Origin of the sequence: Lonsdalea quercina subsp. quercina (assembly GCF_000688655.1) — a bacterium.
Classification (GTDB): Bacteria; Pseudomonadota; Gammaproteobacteria; order Enterobacterales; family Enterobacteriaceae; genus Lonsdalea; species Lonsdalea quercina.
In genome coordinates, this window is the sequence record NZ_JIBO01000006.1 from 1 (window position 1) to 18,250 (window position 18,250).

At 55.3% G+C, this 18,250-nt stretch carries 17 protein-coding genes, 1 tRNA gene and 1 other RNA gene; 8 read left to right on the forward strand and 11 right to left on the reverse strand.

Going from position 1 to position 18,250, the window contains the following annotated elements:
- Nucleotides 1–27: 27 nt before the first annotated feature.
- Nucleotides 28–157: non-coding RNA, RtT sRNA (locus tag RZ35_RS17225), on the reverse strand.
- A 46-nt stretch (nucleotides 158–203) separates the two neighbouring features.
- Nucleotides 204–293 (reverse strand) — tRNA-Ser (locus RZ35_RS05110).
- Nucleotides 294–553: 260 nt separating this feature from the next.
- Here RZ35_RS05110 and RZ35_RS05115 point away from each other — a divergent pair.
- Both RZ35_RS05115 and RZ35_RS05120 read left to right on the forward strand, forming a co-directional pair.
- A complete protein-coding gene (locus tag RZ35_RS05115; RefSeq protein WP_026742326.1) occupies nucleotides 554–1,291 on the forward strand; it encodes a phosphatase in 738 nt (245 codons plus the stop codon).
- 31 nt (nucleotides 1,292–1,322) lie between these two features.
- Complete coding sequence (locus tag RZ35_RS05120; protein ID WP_026742327.1) at nucleotides 1,323–1,892, forward strand: TorD/DmsD family molecular chaperone; 570 nt, start codon at nucleotides 1,323–1,325, stop codon at nucleotides 1,890–1,892.
- A gap of 69 nt (nucleotides 1,893–1,961) precedes the next feature.
- Here RZ35_RS05120 and RZ35_RS05125 read toward each other — a convergent pair whose 3' ends face one another.
- The 3 genes from RZ35_RS05125 to mdtH all read right to left on the reverse strand — a co-directional run bounded on the left by RZ35_RS05125 (nucleotide 1,962) and on the right by mdtH (nucleotide 4,706).
- Nucleotides 1,962–2,525: a lipoprotein gene (locus RZ35_RS05125; RefSeq protein WP_026741409.1), complete on the reverse strand. Its 564-nt coding sequence runs from the start codon at nucleotides 2,523–2,525 to the stop codon at nucleotides 1,962–1,964.
- A 151-nt stretch (nucleotides 2,526–2,676) separates the two neighbouring features.
- Nucleotides 2,677–3,327: a glutaredoxin 2 gene (gene grxB / locus RZ35_RS05130; protein WP_026742328.1), complete on the reverse strand. Its 651-nt coding sequence runs from the start codon at nucleotides 3,325–3,327 to the stop codon at nucleotides 2,677–2,679.
- 173 nt (nucleotides 3,328–3,500) lie between these two features.
- A complete protein-coding gene (mdtH, locus tag RZ35_RS05135; protein WP_026741407.1) occupies nucleotides 3,501–4,706 on the reverse strand; it encodes a multidrug efflux MFS transporter MdtH in 1,206 nt (401 codons plus the stop codon).
- Nucleotides 4,707–5,013: 307 nt separating this feature from the next.
- Here mdtH and rimJ point away from each other — a divergent pair, with 307 nt between their 5' ends.
- On the forward strand, nucleotides 5,014–5,598 hold the full coding sequence (gene rimJ / locus RZ35_RS05140) for a ribosomal protein S5-alanine N-acetyltransferase (RefSeq protein WP_026742329.1): 585 nt from the start codon (nucleotides 5,014–5,016) through the stop codon (nucleotides 5,596–5,598).
- Nucleotides 5,599–5,785: 187 nt separating this feature from the next.
- Nucleotides 5,786–7,321, forward strand: a complete 1,536-nt coding sequence (gene murJ / locus RZ35_RS05145; RefSeq protein ID WP_026742330.1) for a murein biosynthesis integral membrane protein MurJ — start codon at nucleotides 5,786–5,788, stop codon at nucleotides 7,319–7,321.
- Nucleotides 7,322–7,598: 277 nt separating this feature from the next.
- Here the strand turns inward: murJ and argS are convergent, their stop codons facing one another.
- On the reverse strand, nucleotides 7,599–9,329 hold the full coding sequence (gene argS, locus RZ35_RS05150; RefSeq protein WP_026742331.1) for an arginine--tRNA ligase: 1,731 nt from the start codon (nucleotides 9,327–9,329) through the stop codon (nucleotides 7,599–7,601).
- A 661-nt stretch (nucleotides 9,330–9,990) separates the two neighbouring features.
- Between argS and RZ35_RS05155 the strand changes: the two genes are divergently transcribed.
- Both RZ35_RS05155 and cutC read left to right on the forward strand, forming a co-directional pair.
- Nucleotides 9,991–10,590 (forward strand): VOC family protein, encoded by a 600-nt coding sequence (locus RZ35_RS05155; RefSeq protein WP_026742332.1) that lies wholly within the window; start codon nucleotides 9,991–9,993, stop codon nucleotides 10,588–10,590.
- 131 nt (nucleotides 10,591–10,721) lie between these two features.
- Complete coding sequence (gene cutC, locus RZ35_RS05160) at nucleotides 10,722–11,480, forward strand: copper homeostasis protein CutC (protein ID WP_026742333.1); 759 nt, start codon at nucleotides 10,722–10,724, stop codon at nucleotides 11,478–11,480.
- A gap of 398 nt (nucleotides 11,481–11,878) precedes the next feature.
- On the opposite strand, the gene cmoB is transcribed toward cutC, so the two are convergent.
- The 5 genes from cmoB to RZ35_RS05185 all read right to left on the reverse strand — a co-directional run bounded on the left by cmoB (nucleotide 11,879) and on the right by RZ35_RS05185 (nucleotide 15,676).
- Complete coding sequence (gene cmoB / locus RZ35_RS05165; protein ID WP_026742334.1) at nucleotides 11,879–12,850, reverse strand: tRNA 5-methoxyuridine(34)/uridine 5-oxyacetic acid(34) synthase CmoB; 972 nt, start codon at nucleotides 12,848–12,850, stop codon at nucleotides 11,879–11,881.
- Nucleotides 12,847–13,590, reverse strand: coding sequence for a carboxy-S-adenosyl-L-methionine synthase CmoA (gene cmoA, locus RZ35_RS05170; protein ID WP_026742335.1), 744 nt, complete (start codon nucleotides 13,588–13,590; stop codon nucleotides 12,847–12,849). Before cmoA ends, cmoB begins: the two co-directional genes overlap by 4 nt.
- Nucleotides 13,591–13,710: 120 nt before the next feature.
- Nucleotides 13,711–14,106 (reverse strand): MAPEG family protein, encoded by a 396-nt coding sequence (locus RZ35_RS05175; protein WP_026742336.1) that lies wholly within the window; start codon nucleotides 14,104–14,106, stop codon nucleotides 13,711–13,713.
- Nucleotides 14,107–14,261: 155 nt separating this feature from the next.
- Nucleotides 14,262–15,077, reverse strand: coding sequence for a DUF72 domain-containing protein (locus RZ35_RS05180; RefSeq protein ID WP_026742337.1), 816 nt, complete (start codon nucleotides 15,075–15,077; stop codon nucleotides 14,262–14,264).
- 17 nt (nucleotides 15,078–15,094) lie between these two features.
- Complete coding sequence (locus RZ35_RS05185) at nucleotides 15,095–15,676, reverse strand: hydrolase (protein WP_026742338.1); 582 nt, start codon at nucleotides 15,674–15,676, stop codon at nucleotides 15,095–15,097.
- A gap of 309 nt (nucleotides 15,677–15,985) precedes the next feature.
- Between RZ35_RS05185 and aspS the strand changes: the two genes are divergently transcribed.
- Entirely contained in the window at nucleotides 15,986–17,782 is a 1,797-nt protein-coding gene (gene aspS, locus RZ35_RS05190) for an aspartate--tRNA ligase (protein WP_026742339.1), read from the forward strand.
- A gap of 1 nt (nucleotide 17,783) precedes the next feature.
- Nucleotides 17,784–18,227: a dihydroneopterin triphosphate diphosphatase gene (gene nudB, locus RZ35_RS05195; protein WP_026742340.1), complete on the forward strand. Its 444-nt coding sequence runs from the start codon at nucleotides 17,784–17,786 to the stop codon at nucleotides 18,225–18,227.
- Nucleotides 18,228–18,250 lie beyond the last annotated feature (23 nt).

The window sequence follows — 18,250 nt, forward strand, 5'->3', positions numbered from 1 at the left end:
CGTAAGTTCAGGCTTTCTCTGTAAATATGGCGGTGAGGGAGGGATTCACTGCGGCGCTGCGCGCCTTGCCCTTCGGGTGGCCTGCGGCCATGCAAAACGGCGCTGCCGTTTTGTCGAACCCTGGCGAGGGGTCTCACCCTCCCTCAAGGGGATTTCTGCATACAAAAAAGCCCGAACGTGAGTTCAGGCTTTCTCTGTAAATATGGCGGTGAGGGAGGGATTCGAACCCTCGATACGTTTTCACGTATACACACTTTCCAGGCGTGCTCCTTCAGCCTCTCGGACACCTCACCGGGGGTTGTCCTCTCAGACAACGGGCGCTACTGTAGGGAAATTCCCCCGCAGCGTCAACACACTTATGCCTCGTTATGGTGCGATTAGCTAAAGTTAACGCAATTTGCTGTTTTACTCGCCAGATGTACGTATTCAGGCGTCTGACGGGCGCTACAGCGTGTTTTGCATTTGTACGAATCACGTGACAATTACCCCGTGAGCTGTGTGGGGAAGGGAAGGATGGTATGCTGGCACGGTAAAATAAGCGCCAGGAGAAGCCATGTACCCCGTCGATTTACATATGCACACCGTAGCCAGCACTCACGCCTATAGCACACTGCATGATTACATTGCCGAAGCCCGGCGTAAGCATATTCAACTGTTCGCCATTACGGATCACGGTCCAGATATGGCGGATGCCCCGCATCATTGGCATTTTATCAACATGCGCGTCTGGCCCCGGATGGTGGACGGGATCGGTATCCTGCGAGGTATCGAGGCCAATATCAAAAATCTTAACGGCGATATCGACTGCACGGGACCGATGCTGGAAAGTCTGGATCTGATCATCGCAGGTTTCCACGAACCGGTGTTTCCCCCGCAGGATAAAGAGGCGCACACCACCGCGATGATCGCGGCGATGGCGCAGGGAAACGTCCATATCATCAGCCATCCCGGCAATCCGCGTTACCCGATCGATATCCCGGCGGTTGCCGCTGCGGCAGCCAAGTATGAAGTCGCATTGGAGCTGAACAACTCCTCCTTTATTCATTCCCGCAAAGGAAGCGAGGCCAACTGTCGAGTCATCGCTGAAGCGGTGCGCGATGCGGGCGGATATCTGGCGCTAGGGTCGGATAGCCACGTGGCGTTCGCGTTGGGCGAATTTCCCTACTGCGAACGCATTTTGCGGGAGATTGATTTCCCGGCGGAACGCGTGTTGAATGTCAGCCCTCGTCGGGTACTGGATTTTCTGGAACGCCGCGGTAAGCCGGCTATCCCTGAATTAGCCTCTTTGTGACGTTGTCACTCTTTATCTACAGGTTTAATGCATGAATGAATTCTCGATTGTGTGCCGTGTTCTCGGCTCACTGTTTTACCGTCAGCCGCAGGATCCGCTGCTGACCCCGCTCATGACGTTGGTCAAAGAGGGCAAGCTAGCCCCGCAGTGGCCGCTGGAACAGGATGCGCTGCTGACGCGAATGCAAACCAGCTTGAAGGCCGAAGGGCTTGATACCGTGAGTGCCGACTATTTGCGGCTGTTTGCCGGGGACGAGCCGGCGGTAACGCCCTGGCGTTCCGGATACGAGCCAGCGTCACCGGAAACGGCTGNGCGCGAATTTTTACAGCAACGCGGCATGCCGCTCGGCGAAGGTCCGTCAGACCACTTTGGCGGACTGCTGCTTGCCGCTTCATGGCTGGAGGATCAGGCGGAGGAAGATGAGACCGAGGCGCAGACTGCGCTATTCGATACCTACCTGCTACCGTGGAGCGACCGCTTTCTGGGCAAAGTCGAAAGTCATGCGACGACGGGGTTTTACCGTTCGCTGGCGATAGTAACGCGCGAAGCGCTGGAAGCGATGCGCGAAGAGCTGGCAGAGACAAGAGAGGGCGAGGAGTAAGCGAGCCAACGTTTCCCTCAAAAAGATAAGGCTGACCGTGAGCGAGATCGTCTCCGNCCAGCCACAAAATTACTCGGTCAGCTGGATCACCAACTGACCCGGTTTGACTTCTATACCCTTCGCCAATTTCTTGGCCATCGCTTCTTTCGTGCTGTGCTCAGCATTCAACACGTAGGCGGGTTTCTGGTCGAAATAACTTTTCAGCGATTGATTGAGATAAGGCGTCAGCGTTTTAAACATCGACTGCATTTTTTCCGGCTGCACGCTGTAATCCGTCAGCGTCATCTCTTTAAGATAAATGGCGCCCTGCGCTTTATCGAAGACCGGTTGCGCCTTGAGCGTTAGCTTCATGTCTGCCGACTGTGCGCCAATCAGTGAGCTGATATCGACTTTGGCATTGCCGCTGAGGGTCACTTTGCCCGGTTCTTCGCGACCGATCTGTGTGGTGAGATCGGTCAGAACGATATGAGCATCCACGACACCCGGCACGCCAATCTGTTTCTGATAGTCATTATGTTCCTGTAAATACTGATTGACTTCCTGTTCGCTCAGGGTGTATTGGGTCAGCTGATTACAGCCGCTGAGCATCAGTCCGCCCAGCAATGCCAGTGTCGCCCATCCTGTTTTTTTCATTGTAATAACCTCGTTAATTCCCTTAATACTATCGATATCTGATAGCGGGGCAGCGTGCGCTTTTGCGTGAACAGCGCCAATCGGAAAGTCCTGAAACGGTAACGCACATACCGGCACGTCATGTTCCGGTATGTGACGGCGATTCTGGTGCTTATTGAGCCATGCCGCTCAGCAGCGGGATCTGGGTTTGTTTGGCCATGTTGTCGCGGTAGTCCGCCACCTTCGACGGCACGCTGACGCCATTGACGATGGTCAGGGCGCGAAGCAGCGGGAACAGGTGAATATCATCCATCGACAGCTCGCCGTTACAGGCGTTGGCCTGAACAATCAGCGGTTCGAGATCTTTGAGATCGTTGCTGATGTTTTTGATCAAACCGGCGGAGTGGCTCAGCAGCTCTTCAAAATCGCCGCCCTGGGCCTGCTTTTTATTGATGAAATAGTCGCGTGCGGCAGGTGTGGCGAACTCTTCGAAGGGCGCACGGCTGAGGCGAGGCATGACGAGACGGCGATATACGTCATCGGAGACTTTGCGCAGCCAGGCGTCGATCTGTGGATTCGTCGGGCCGGTCAATAGAGGCTTGCCATCAGACGCATCGATATATTCCACGATATCGAGGCTTTCTGGCATAAAGCTTCCATCTTCTTTTTGCAGGATGGGCAGCATCTTTTTACCGACCATGGAGATGGGCGTTTTTTCGTCATCATTAAGCAGGTATTCCAGTTTCACCGGGATATCTTTCAGGCCGAAAATCATACGAGCTTTCACACAGAATGGGCAGTGGTCGTAAATATAAAGTTTCATACCAATCTTCCTTTGTTGTCGATCAATGCGATGCCGCTGCCGTATACACAGGGCGTCCCTGCGAGCACGTGATTTAAAAAGGGGGCATCTGTGACGAAAAAGTATGGGGGGGTTTTCGCTTGAGATCAATTCGGGTGGCGAGGGCGCCCGACACAAAACAGGCGGAGGGGAGATTAACGATCGCCCAGCATCGCAGGCTCAATACGCCGCAAATGGAATTGCCAGTAGAGCGCGGCCAGCGTCATCAGGCCGATGATCCCGAGCATACACCACGGCAGTTCAGGCTGGCCCAGCGCACGCCCGCTGTCGTACAACCAGCCGCCGCCGCTATAGCCGAGCGCGCCGCCCAGCGCCAACCCCATACGGCTGAAGCCCATATAGCTGCCGCGGGCGCGGGCGTTCGCCAGCGAAGCGCCCAGCGTTTCGCGCGCGGGTTCTGCGATAATAGAGCCGAAATAAAACAGGCCGATTAGAACCAGCAACAGGTTAAGGTGCGTCGCCATCCCCATCGGAAACAGACTGAGCGTCATAATGAACAGCCCGGCCATGAGACGCTGCTCCAGCCGAAAATGTTTTTCGCTCCAGCGCGCGACTGGGTAGAGCAACGTCAAAGAGAGCGCGGCTTCGATGGCGTACATCCATTTCACCGCCGCGGGCGTTCCGGCGACTTCGTTGACGACGATCGGCATCATCAGCAGTACCTGCACCGCCAGCATGAAATACCCGGTCAATGTCAGGACATAGATGACGAAACGGCTGTCGCGCAGAACCCGCAGCATGCCTTCACGCATGGGCGTTCGCGTGGTGGAAATGCGATAGGCGGGCAGCAGCCAGGCATTCGCGCCCGCAGCCAGCAGGAACATAAAGGCGCCGACCCAGCAGACGACGTTGAAATTGTATTGCATCAACCAACTGCCGAGCAGCGCGCCGGTGACTGAGCCAGCCGTGTCTTGCATCAGCAAGAGGGAGAAGAAGCGCCCGCGTTCGCTGGGACGGGTCAGCTTGATGACCAGCGCGGTGCGCGGCGGGTCGAATAACGTGCCGCCGAGTCCGGAAAGAAAACAGGAGAGCATCAGCACCAGCGGCGTAGTCGCCAGCGCCATGCAGATGAAACCGGCCGAGCGCATCAGCATGCCGGTGATAATCATCGGTTTGGCGCCGAATCGGTCGGCAATCGCGCCGCCGAAGATCCCTAAGCCTTGCTGGGTGAGCTGGCGCAGCCCTAATGCGGTGCCGACCGTCAGCGCGGCCCAGCCCATTTGGTCGACAAATCGTATGGAAATCAGGGGGAACACGACGAAAAACCCTAAAATCACCAGCATATTATCAAGCAGAATGAAATATTTACCCAGGCTGCGCGCCTGCGTCATCAAAGGCATGTTGCACCGTCACGGAAAGAAAGGATCCTACTTGTTTATTCTCTCGCCAATTGTGTTATGGCGATAGGTGACTTGGAGATAATATTTTTTTATCGTCAAACACCGCTCGATGCAGAGCTGTGATAATTGCAGATTGCAGACGTATTCAAATTGCGTGATAACCGCGCGTTGGAGCGGTTACGTTGATGCAGTCAACGCGGTTTATAGTAAGCTTAACGTCATGTTTATCCGCTTATTGCTGGCGAATAGACGTTTTTCAGTTCCATAAACATAATCGATTAACCACCCCGAACCTGAGGGAAGAGAAATGTTTGGCTATCGTTCCACATCTGCCACGGTACGTTTGACGACGGACCGGCTGGTGGTACGTCTGGCTCATGAACGTGATGCCTGGCGACTGGCAGAGTATTACGCGGAAAACCGCGAATTTCTAAAACCCTGGGAGCCGGTACGTGATGCCAGCCACTGCTATCCCTCGGGCTGGCAGGCGCGTCTGAGCGCGATCACCGATATGCACAAACAGAACAGCGCGTTCTATTTCTTGCTGCTTGACCCTGAGGAAACGGAGGTGCGCGGCGTCGCCAACTTCAGCCATATTCTGCGCGGATCTTTCCACGCCTGCTATCTGGGCTATTCGCTCGGGCAGAAATGGCAGGGGCAGGGGCTGATGTTTGAAGCGCTGAAAGCCAGCCTGCGCTACATGTTTGTTCAACAGCGCATGCACCGGGTTATGGCCAACTATATGCCGCACAACCACCGCAGCGGCGGTCTGCTGGCGCGTCTCGGATTTGAAAAAGAGGGTTATGCCAGAGATTACCTGCTGATCGACGGCGAATGGCAGGATCACGTTTTAACTTCCTTGACCAATGACCGCTGGGCGCAGCGGAAGTGATTGCCCGGCGATCAGAACTGTCGCAAAAATCCGGGCGATCAGTCACTTCTGCAGCTTAACGGTGCGGAGCGGGGGCACCAACCGGTAGCTTTTGCTCGCACAATGCGTAGACTAGGCGCACCCAATAGATGCGTACGGCCAGACGGCTGTTTGCGTCATTATCTTCCCCGGTATTCAGAACACTCGCATGAATTTACTTAAATCACTGGCTGCGGTCAGTTCAATGACAATGCTTTCGCGCCTGCTGGGCTTTGTGCGTGACGCCATCGTCGCCCGCGTATTCGGTGCAGGTATGGCGACCGATGCTTTTTTTGTCGCTTTCAAACTTCCGAATCTGCTGCGTCGTATTTTCGCCGAGGGCGCGTTCTCCCAGGCTTTCGTTCCCATTTTGGCCGAATATAAGAGCCAGCAGGGAGAAGAGGCCACCCGCACGTTTCTGGCTTACATCGCCGGGATGCTGACGCTGGTGCTGACGTTGGTGACGATCGCCGGCATGCTGGCCGCGCCCTGGGTGATCATGGTGACGGCGCCTGGCTTTGCCGAAACCCCGGCGCGTTTTGAACTGACCTCTTCGCTGCTGCGCATCACATTCCCCTACATCTTATTGATTTCGTTGACCTCGATGGTCGGGTCCGTGCTCAATACCTGGAACCGTTTTTCGGTGCCCGCGTTCGCGCCGACGCTGCTCAATGTCAGCATGATCTTTTTTGCCTTGTTCGCCACGCCCTATTTTCACCCGCCGGTGCTGGCGCTGGCCTGGGCCGTGGTGGTCGGCGGCGTCTTGCAACTGGGATATCAACTGCCGCATCTCAAAAAAATCGGTATGTTGGTCTTGCCGCGTATCAAATGGCGTGATCCGAGCGTAGCGCGCGTGATGAAGCTGATGGCGCCGGCAATTCTCGGCGTGTCGGTGAGCCAGATCTCGTTGATCATCAACACGATTTTCGCTTCTTTTCTGAGTCAGGGCGCGGTGTCATGGATGTATTACGCAGACCGTCTGATGGAGTTCCCCTCCGGCGTTCTGGGCGTAGCCTTGGGCACTATCCTGTTGCCTTCGCTGTCAAAAAGCGCCGCCAGCGGTGATCATAAAGAGTACTCCCACCTGATGGACTGGGGGCTGCGACTTTGCTTCTTGTTAGCGTTGCCGAGCGCGGTCGCGCTGGGCATCTTGGCAAAGCCGCTGACGGTATCCCTGTTCCAATACGGTAAGTTCAGCGCTTTCGATGCGGCGATGACACAGCGGGCGCTGGTGGCGTATTCCATCGGGCTAATGGGGCTGATTCTGGTGAAAGTGCTGGTACCCGGATTTTATGCGCGACAGGACATCAAGACGCCGGTGAAGATCGCTTTGGTGACGCTGGCGCTAACTCAGTTGATGAACCTGGCGTTTATCGGTCCGCTTCAGCATGCAGGATTAGCGCTGTCGATAGGGCTGGCCTCTTGTCTCAACGCCGCGCTGCTGTTCTGGCAACTGCGTAAGCAGCAAATTTTCCAGCCGTCGCCGGGGTGGGCACGTTTTCTGGTGCGGCTATTGCTGGCGGTCGTCGTGATGTCGGCGGCGCTGTTGGCGCTAGACCAGATCATGCCGCCATGGGATCAGGGCAATATGACGGNTCGAATCTTACGCTTGATGGCGATGGTGGTGGCCGGCGCCGGCGCTTACTTCGTCTCGCTGGGGCTGATGGGATTCCGTCCGAAAGATTTCTCGCGCCGCAGTATCTAATAACCCACATCAACAACCCACATCAACAATACGAACGGCGAGTTCGCTCGCCCTAGTTGCGGTGGTCGTTGCGATGAATGGCCGTCTGACTCACGCCTCTGCTCTTAATACACCTTCTCTGAGAAAAGCGTTATCAGCTGCATTGCCGGGAACAAGGCAAGCCCGGTTGATAGCAAATGATACGCATGTGAAAACGTCGTCTGGGATGATGGATCAGGGATGCTAAGAGGGGAGAAACACGCCGCCTTCAGAAAGACGGCGTGAGGAGGTAAACGCGTTACATCTTCTCGACGGTCTGGATACCTAGCGTGTCCAAACCTTGCTTCAGCGTCTTCGACGTCAGCATGGCGAGTTTAAGACGGCTCTGACGTTCCGCTTCGTTCTCGGCATTCAGGATCGGGCAGTGCTCGTAGAAGCCGGAGAACAGGCCGGCCAAATCGTAGAGATAAGCACACATGACATGCGGCGTACCGTCGCGAGCCACGGTTGTAATCACTTCTTCGAACTGCAACAGACGCGTCGCTAGCGCCTGTTCGCGCTCGTTGGTCAGTACGATGGGGTGGGTCAGGCTGGCTTCATCAACGCCGGCGCGCTTAAAGATAGAGGCGACGCGGGTGTAGGCATACTGCATATAAGGCGCGGTATTGCCTTCAAACGCCAACATGTTGTCCCAGTCGAATACGTAGTCAGTGGTGCGGCTTTTGGAAAGATCTGCGTATTTCACCGCGCCGATGGACACGACGTTCGCCAGCTCGGCCACTTCGTCCTGCGGCATTTCAGGGTTTTTGTCCGCGATCAGTTTTACCGCACGTTCGTAGGCTTCATCGAGCAAATCAGCCAGCTTGATGGTTCCTCCGGAGCGGGTCTTGAACGGCTTGCCGTCTTTGCCCAGCATCATCCCGAACATGTGATGCTCCAGGCTCACGCTATCGGGGATGTAGCCAGCTTTGCGGACGATGGTCCAGGCCTGCGTCAGGTGCTGATGCTGACGAGAGTCGATGTAGNAGAGGACGCGGTCGGCGCCCAGCGTCTCGTAGCGATACTTGGCGCAGGCGATGTCCGTGGTGGTGTACAGGTAACCGCCGTCTTTCTTCTGGACGATCACGCCCATCGGTTCGCCTTCCTTATTTTTAAACTCTTCAAGGAAAACGACCGTGGCGCCTTCGCTCTCAACTGCAAGGCCCTTGGCTTTCAGATCGGCGACAATGCCCGGCAGCATGTCGTTGTACAGGCTTTCGCCCATGACGTCGTCTTTCGTCAGCGTGACGTTAAGTCGATCGTAGTTATGCTGGTTTTGGCTCATGGTAATGTCCACCAGCTTGCGCCACATGGCACGGCAATATTCGTCGCCGCCCTGCAGTTTCACTACGTAACCGCGAGCGCGTTCGGCGAATGCGGCGTCGGCGTCATAATGCTGTTTCGCCTCGCGGTAGAATGCTTCCAGGTCGGACAGCTCCAGCTCACCGGCGTTTTCGTTCTGAACTTTTTCCAGATAGGCGATCAGCATGCCGAACTGCGTGCCCCAGTCGCCGACGTGGTTGGCGCGGATGACGTTGTGACCGAGGAATTCCAGCGTTCTTACCGCCGCGTCGCCGATGATGGTGGAACGCAGGTGGCCGACGTGCATCTCTTTAGCCACGTTGGGGGCGGAGTAGTCGACGACAATCGTTTGGGGTTCTACCGGCGCCACGCCCAGTTTCGGGCTGGTCAGCACGCGCTCTAACTGCGCGGACAGCCACTGAGGATCGAGGAAGATATTGATGAAGCCGGGACCGGCGATTTCAGTTTTGGCGGCAATTCCTTCCAACTGCAACAGCTGGACGACTTTCTCCGCCAATTGACGCGGAGGCATGCCTAATTTTTTAGCCACGGCCATCACGCCGTTAGCCTGATAATCACCAAATTGCGCTTTTGCCGATTGGCGAACCTGCGCTTCGCTGTCAGCGGGTGCGCCCGCCGCAACCAATGCCTGACGGACTTTTTCGGAAAGAAGAGCCTGAATATTCACCGGGTTACCTTACATTACAAATTAAGCCCTGCTTATACCATATTTGATAGATTGAGTCAGCAGAGCGGCGGTGTCACAGGCTCATCGGGGTGCTCATGATGTTGACGCATCACGGTTAAAAAAGCACAGAGGAAATAGGGAAGAAAACAGCCATACAGATAAATCTAAAAAATAAATAACCAGAGAGTCATTAACGTTTTTTATTTCGTCTATCAGTCACCAAACGCGTGTTTTTCATGTTTTTGAGATGACGAAAGATAGCGTAACCGGCTAATGCAATTAATAAAACCGATACAATAAGTAGAAACATGGCGAACGACCTTTTTATATCTTTTGGAATAATGAAATTATCCCTTTTATTGTTTATTAACAATGGGGGAAAGTGTATTTAAGATTACTCCCATGATATATAGGAATATGCGTAAAAACAGTGAATTAAGGTCGTTATTTACGTCAGGGTATTGTTGGAGGCAAGCAAAAAAAAACATCATGGCCAGGAATGATTTTCGTTAATAAATTAATCAGCGTGATGATCTTAAACGATAAAAAAACATACAGAAAACTGACAATCGACTGACAATTCCGTTTAAAGCTGGATGCTGATGCTAACTCTCTGTAAATTAATAAAGCAATTAAGTTAACGGAGGTATTTGAAAATAAAATGGCTGCTAATACATCGCAACCGCTACCCGCGTCATTAATGGAAGATCTGTCTCGATTCGAATCAGAGATGTTCAAACTGGCTGAGCAGCTTTCGTTAGATATTGCGCAGTTTGAAGCCGATCACATTTCACTGCGTTGCCATCAAAACGCAACGGCGGCGCGCTGGCGCGAGGCGCTGCTGGACAAAGGCGCGACGCTGTTATCTGAAAATATCATCAACGATCGGCCTATTTGCCTGTTTTTGCTTCCTCAACCGATGACGGTCGGCCCTTGGCAAATTGCGTGCATCGAGCTGCCGTGGCCGGGGAACAAGCGCTATCCTCATGAAGGCTGGGAGCATGTGGAAGTGGTCCTTCCGGGGGATCCGGCCACGCTTCATCAGCGGGCGTTGGCGTGTCTGCCGGATGCGGCGCTACTCACTCCGGGCATTCGTCTTAAATTCAGTCAGCCGCAGGGAGAGCAAGAACGATTGCCTAATCCCACGCTGGCCGTGACCAACGGTACGGTCACCCTTAAGTTTCACCCCTTTAGCTTGCAGAACATCGTCGAGAGCGAAAGGGATTCGCTCCCGCTACGCGGCGATCGCGCCGGGCGCTGAAGTCGATATTGTGCGCCACTTCATATCCTGTAATGTTGCTCTCCTCAAGAACAGTAACGCGGTGCCATAGTATATTGAGACATTGATTCAGGAGCACTGTTGCTCCTGGCCGCGATTTTAGGGAGGGACCTATGCCTAAGCTGGAAGTATGCTGCTACAGCATTGATTGCGCATTGACGGCAGAACGTGCCGGGGCTGACCGTGTGGAACTGTGCGCGGGCCTGCGGGAGGGCGGACTGACGCCGGGATACGGCATGCTACGCCAGGCGCGGGAGCACCTCACGCTCCCGGTGCATCCGATGGTACGGCCTCGTGGCGGCGACTTTTGCTACAGCGCGACGGAGTTCTCAGCGATTTTGTATGATATCGATCAGATACGCGACCTGGGATTTCCGGGCGTGGTCGTCGGTATATTGGATGACGAAGGGCATATCGATTTAGCGCGCATGAAGCGGGTGATGACGCATTGCGAGGGTTTAGCCGTGACGTTTCACCGCGCGTTCGATATGTGCTTCAACCCGCGACAGGCACTGATGCAGCTTGCCGATTTGGGCGTTTCCCGCGTGTTGACTTCCGGCCAGCAGCAGAGTGCCGAAAGCGGTTTGCCGTTATTGCGGGAACTTAACGCACTAGACCGTGGTCCTATCATTATGGCGGGTTCTGGCGTACGTCTGACCAATCTGCATAAGTTTCGCGCTAGCGGAATTAAAGAATTGCACAGCTCCGCGGGCCAGTGGCTGCCGTCGCCCATGCGTTATCGCAAAGCGGGCGTGACCATGAGTGCTGACGTCGACGGCGACGAATTCCAACATTACTGTGTTGATGGCGATGTGGTGGCGGCCATGAAGAGCGCCTTGACCTCCGATCAGCACACCGCTTCAGTGACGTGATGTGACGCGGTGTGCCTACCTTTGCCGCGCAGCATACTTCAGCAGGTTTGCTTGCGAGTACCAAGCCCCGGTGTGTTACCGGGGCTTTTTTTCGCCTATCGTCAGGCCATCTGACTCGCTTATCGGTGATATCGCCATCAGGCGATAGTGAAAAGTGAGGAGAAATCCTTTTTTCCCACAGGTCGGAACACTTGAAAGCAAACCCCTATTTCAATCGGCACGGCCCCTCAGACACAAGTGTTCCCGGAAAAATAGCGTAGAGAAGGCATCGGGTTCGATCAAAAGAGTAGAGGGCTTGAGAGGACGTGATGGCGATCGTCTTGTGGGCGGTTTGATGGCCAGGCGAGCATAATGGTGATTTGCCCCGGCGCGTAACCGGGGGTATGTGCGACAACGTATCAGGGTTTTTTGGCGACGACGACTGCGCGGAGTGGAGCCGGGTAGCCTTCTACCGTCTTGGTGCTATCCGCCGGGTCGAGGAAGTCCGCCAACGACTCGCTCACCATCCAGTCAGTGCGTCGTTGTTCCTGCGTGGTGGTGACGCAAAGATCGACAACCCGGACGTCCGTAAAGCCGCATTTTTCAAGCCACTGGGTGAGCGCCGCGGGTGAGGGAAGGAAATAGACGTTACGCATCTGGCCGTAGCGTTCACCTGGCACCAGCACGCTGTTTTCATCTCCTTCAATCACCAGCGTTTCCAATACCAGTTCACCGCCGCTGACCAGCTGATCTTTTAACTGCCACAGATGATCCAACGGAGATCGTCGGTGATAGAGTACGCCCATCGAAAAGACGGTGTCGAACGCGGCCAATGCCGGCAGCTGTTCAATGCCTAAAGGCAATACGTGGGCGCGACGGTCGTCGCCAAGCAGTCGGCGAACGGCTTCAAACTGACATAAGAACAGCTGCATAGGGTCGATGCCGACGGCCAGGCGAGCGCCCGCGCCGACCATGCGCCACAGGTGATAACCACTGCCGCAGCCGACATCGAGAATATGCCGGTCCTGTAGGGACGAAATATGCGGTAGCACGCGATCCCACTTCCAGTCTGACCGCCACTCGGTATCGATAGAAACGCCGTAGAGCGAGAAGGGTCCTTTGCGCCACGGCATCAAATTACGCAGCAGCTGTTCGATGCCTGCGCGCTGGCCGTCATGGATGTCGGGCGTCATCGTGGCCGTGACGCCGTTTTGCAAGTCGAGCGTCGTCGGCGTCAGTTCAGGCAGATGTTCCAGCGTGTTGAACCACTGTTTAAAACGGCCATGCAGCGACTCCTGCTGCCACTGGGTAATTTGCGCCGGCAATGTGTTCAGCCAGTGACTGAGCGGCCCGATGGCAATCTGCTGATAAAAGCGTCCGAAGTCGATCATTGCGCGCTCTCCGCTTTGATTGCCAGCAGGGAGCCGAAGTTGAAGCACTGGAACCAGACGTCGCTGTGTTCGAAACCGGCCTGCGCCAGACGCGCTTTATGCGTGTTCACACTGTCCGTCAGCATGACATTTTCCAGCATGCTGCGTTTTTGGCTGNCCTCCAGTTCGCTGTAGCCGTTCGCGCGTTTGAAATCATGATGCATGTTGAAGAGCAGGTCGCCGATGGTGTCATCGTCAAAGCTAAATTTTTCCGATAAGACCAACGCGCCGCCGGGGCGCAGCCCTTCATAAATCCGCGTCAGCAGGGTTTGTCGCTGTTCCGGCGCCACAAACTGCAGGGTGAAGTTCAGCACGACCAGCGAAGCATTTTCGATCGGCGTCGCCAGCACGTCGGCTTCGCGTACGTCGACAGGTGTGTCGGCGCGGAAGGCGTCAATATGTCGGCGACAGCGTTCAACCATCGCAGGAGAGTTGTCGACGGCGATAATCTGGCAGCCAGGCACCTGAATATGGCGACGCATGGACAGTGTGGCCGCGCCCAATGAGCAGCCCAGATCGTAAATCTGAGAGTTCGGCTGAACAAAGCGCTCGGCCAGCATTCCGATCATCGAAATAATATTGGAGTAGCCGGGCACCGAGCGCTGGATCATGTCGGGAAAGACCTCGGCCACGCGTTCGTCAAACGTCCAGTCTCCCAGATTGGCGATGGGAGCGGAAAAAAGCATATCGCGGTTGGTCATAGCGGAAAAATACATGTGAGCAAGAAATTGGGGCGCATTCTATCAGAAACGTGGAGCAAAGAGAGAGTGTCAAGGCAATACGGTAAGCGCGGGGTGTCCCGTCTTACCGTGGAATAGGGGTTAGCGCAGGGTCAGGATCAGTTCCCAGGGCAGATAATACAGATTTGCCAAAACCATCAATGCCAGAGAAAGGTAGGTCGACATCATGCCATAGCGGCGCCAGCGGAATTCTCGCTGCCGTAAGCCATAGTAATGAAACAGACGACCGACAATCAGCAGAATGCCGCAGAAATGGATCATGCCGATTAATGCGCCGTTCATTTCCATCAACACCAGCATGATAGCGCCGATAGGAATATATTCGACCGCGTTACCGTGAACCCGAATCGCGGTTTGCAGCTCGTAAAAACCGCCGTCGCCGTAGGCGACACGGTACTGCATCCTGAGTTTCACGACGTCAAAGGAAAGCTTGATTAACAACAATGCACCGAGCACCACATATAGCGTGCTTACCATTTTCTACTCCATTGCCTGTCCAAAGCGGCTGGCAGAATAATAGCCTCTCTTTTGCCCAGCTGTCGCCTGCAACGGCACGGTTTTTTATCTAAAATTTTCTGCCAATACGAATTGAGTATAAGAAAAAGAACTAACAAATGCCTTGTCAGAGTCGGTTAAAACAGCGTTGACTGCTCTGGCCAATGCGGCCGCGGCGGCATATCCGAAATTACGGCGCTTAGTTTGGGCCAAAGCCGACGTGCCAGCTCCGGCGCGAAACCGATATCCGGCGTGTGAATAAATAGGTAGGGCGAATGCTCGTTCTGCCAGTGAGCCAGTTTCGCGAGCCAAGGCGCGAACCAGCGCTGGTTATCCTCCTGACTGTCGTTGCCGATGAATCGAACCAGCGGCTGTGAGGCGGTCACTACGGCGTGGACGGGAACGCGTGGTTTTTTACGCTGAGCTTCTCGCATCGCTTCACTGTCGGCTATTGCGCTATGAACCGGCCTGCTGTCCATAATGACGCGGTTGACGCCACGCTGATGCAGCCCCTGATTGAGCCGGCGCTCATCCTCGCCTTTGGCGAAAAACTGCGGGTGACGAACCTCGACGCCGTAGGTATAGCCCGACGGCAGCGCATCCAGAAACTGCCACAGGTCCGGCAGTTGTCCGGGACCGAACGCAGCAGGCAACTGCAGCCACAATTGTCCCATTCGAGTCGCGAGCGGCGCCATACAGCGAAAGAACTGAGTCACTTCCGGCTGGCAATCCCGCAGCGCCGCCTGATGGCTGATGGTCGACGGGAATTTGAAGCAGAAACGGAAATCATCGTGCGTCATATCCCGCCAGCGTAAAACCACGTCTGCGGACGGCAGCGCGTAAAACGTGGTATTGCCCTCCACGCAGTTAAAATGTCTGGCGTAGTCCGCCAGATCGCTTAAACCCAATTTTCCCCAGGCCGCGTGCTGCCACTGCGGCAATCCGATATACATAGTTTGCGTTATGCCTTCTATTCCGTGTCCCTGGTTAACGCTTGCGCGATCTCGGCGCTGTTCCGTACCCGCGCGATACGCGGGAAAATATGCGTCATACTGCTCTGATGCTGTTCCGCGCTGCCGGCACTGCAGAGATCTTCGGCTATCACCAGGTTATAGCCGTGCTCCCAGGCGTTGCGCGCGGTGGATTCTACGCCGATGTTCGTGGAGATGCCGCCCAAAATGAGGGTGTCGATGCCGCGGCGACGGAGTTGCAAATCGAGATCCGTACCATAAAACGCGCCCCACTGGTGTTTGATGATGCGGATATCGCTGTCGCTGAGGTTTAGCCCAGACGCAAACGTCAGCCAATTCTCCGGCAGGGCTGCGGCTGCATTGGGTTGGTCGACCGTTTGCCGCGGAGCGTCGCCAAAGTCTGCGGACCAGCCGACGCGCACCAGGATGACCGCCGCGCCGTTCTGTCGGAAGATTGTCGCCAGCTTATCTGCACGGCTTACCACGTCTTGGGCGGCATAAGGACCGCCGGCGAAAGGAAGAATACCTTCCTGGAGATCGATCAGTACCAATGCGGTGGAGGAGGGTGTCAGTTTCAGCATTGTGATGGCCCCGTTGTGTGATGACTCTGGTCTTCAATCTTGGCTTCAGACTAGGCGGAGGCCCGTAAACAGGCCAGCAAAAAACGTTTACCAGATGATAATCATGTTAACTTTTTTACCAAACAAAGGGCAGCGCGGTGAAGAAAGCCGCCACAGCCCGTCGGGACTCTTATCGAAAGGGGGAAATTCCTTTATAATGCCCCCCTTTTTTCATCGGACAGTATTCCCGCAAATCATGCCGTCGCTTCGCCAGCCGTCAATCGGGTTGGCCGGGCGCGGCAACGGCGGTTGAGTATAAAGGACATCGTGATGCGTACTGAATATTGCGGACGGTTAAACTCGTCCCACGTGGGCCAGGAAGTGACATTGTGCGGCTGGGTTAACCGTCGACGCGATCTGGGTGGCTTGATTTTCATTGATATGCGTGACCGCGAAGGTCTGGTTCAGGTCTTTTTCGATCCTGATCGACAGGACGCATTTACCCTGGCTTCCGAACTGCGTAACGAATTTTGTATTCAGCTGACCGGTCAGGTGCGCGCCCGTCCGGACAATCAGGTGAACAAAGACATGGCGACGGGTGAAGTGGAAGTTATCGCGACTTCACTGACCATCATTAACCGCGCTGAGCCGTTGCCGCTGGACGGCAATCAGGTCAACAGCGAAGAAGCTCGCCTGAAGTACCGCTACCTCGATCTACGCCGTCCTGAAATGGCGCAGCGTCTTAAAACGCGTGCACGCATCACCAGCTTTGTACGTCGTTACATGGACAACAACGGTTTTCTGGATATTGAAACGCCGATGCTGACCAAAGCCACGCCGGAAGGCGCGCGCGACTATCTGGTGCCAAGCCGAGTACACAAAGGCAAATTCTACGCGCTGCCGCAGTCACCTCAGCTGTTCAAACAGTTGCTGATGATGTCAGGCTTCGACCGCTACTATCAGATCGTAAAATGTTTCCGTGACGAAGATCTGCGTGCAGACCGTCAGCCGGAGTTCACCCAGATTGATGTGGAAACATCATTCCTGACGGCTCCGCAGGTGCGCGAGCTGATGGAAAGACTGGTGCGCGAGCTATGGTTGGATATCCTCGACGTCGATCTCGGCGAGTTCCCGATCATGACCTTTGCGGAAGCCATGCGTCGCTACGGTTCCGACAAGCCGGACCTACGCAACCCGATGGAGCTGGTGGACGTCGCCGACCTGTTGAAAGAGGTCGAATTTAAAGTGTTCTCCGGTCCTGCCAACGACGCCAGCGGCCGCGTTGCCGCGCTGCGCGTGCCGGGCGGCTCGCAGCTGAGCCGCAAACAGATCGATGAATACGCGAAGTTTGTGGAGATTTACGGCGCTAAAGGGCTTGCCTACATCAAGGTTAACGAGCGTGCGAAAGGCCTCGAAGGTATCCAGAGTCCGGTCGCCAAGTTCCTGAATGAAGCGATCATCGCGGCAGTGCTGGAACGCACTGGTGCGGCGGACGGCGACATCATCTTCTTCGGCGCAGACAAAGCTAGCGTGGTCTCTGACGCGCTGGGCGCGCTGCGACTGAAGCTGGGTCGCGACCTGAAATTGACGGAAGAAGGCACTTGGCGTCCACTGTGGGTCATCGACTTCCCGATGTTTGAAGACGATGGCGAAGGCGGTTTGACGGCGATGCATCATCCGTTTACCGCGCCCAGCAACATGACGCCAGCGCAGTTGGAAGCCGAGCCGACTTCGGCCATCGCCAACGCCTACGATATGGTGTTGAATGGCTATGAAGTGGGCGGCGGGTCCGTACGTATCCACAATGGCGACATGCAGCAGGCGGTATTCCGCATTCTGGGTATTACCGAACATGAGCAGCGCGAGAAATTCGGCTTCCTGCTGGATGCCCTCAAATTCGGCACGCCGCCGCATGCCGGTCTCGCATTTGGTCTCGACCGTCTGGTCATGCTGTTGACCGGGACTGACAACATTCGAGATGTCATTGCGTTTCCGAAAACCACGGCGGCAGCCTGTCTCATGACCGAAGCCCCGAACTTCGCCAACCCGGCGGCATTAGATGAACTCTCCATCGCAGTCGTGGGCAAAGGCAAAACGGCACAGGATCAACGGTCAGAGAATCCATGATATGACCTATAAGCGACCCGTTTCGGTTCTGGTGGTTATCTATGCCCGTGATACCGGGCGGGTGCTCATGTTGCAACGGCGCGACGATCCTGACTTCTGGCAGTCGGTTACCGGCAGTCTGGAAGAGGGAGAAACCGCGCGGTATGCCGCACAGCGTGAAGTAAAGGAAGAGGTGGACATCGATATCGCGGCGGAAGCGCTATCGCTTGTCGACTGTCATCGCTGTGTTGAGTTCGAGCTTTTTGCTCATTTAAGACATCGCTATGCCCCGGGGGTCACGCACAATAAGGAATCGTGGTTCTGTCTGGCGTTACCTACGGAACGTGAGGTGCGGATCAGCGAACACCTCGCATATCAGTGGCTGGACGCGGCCAGTGCGGCGCGTCTGACTAAGTCATGGAGTAACCGGCAGGCGATTGAAGAATTTGTTATTTATCCGGCCTGAACAGGCTTTTTTCGGAGATTTTT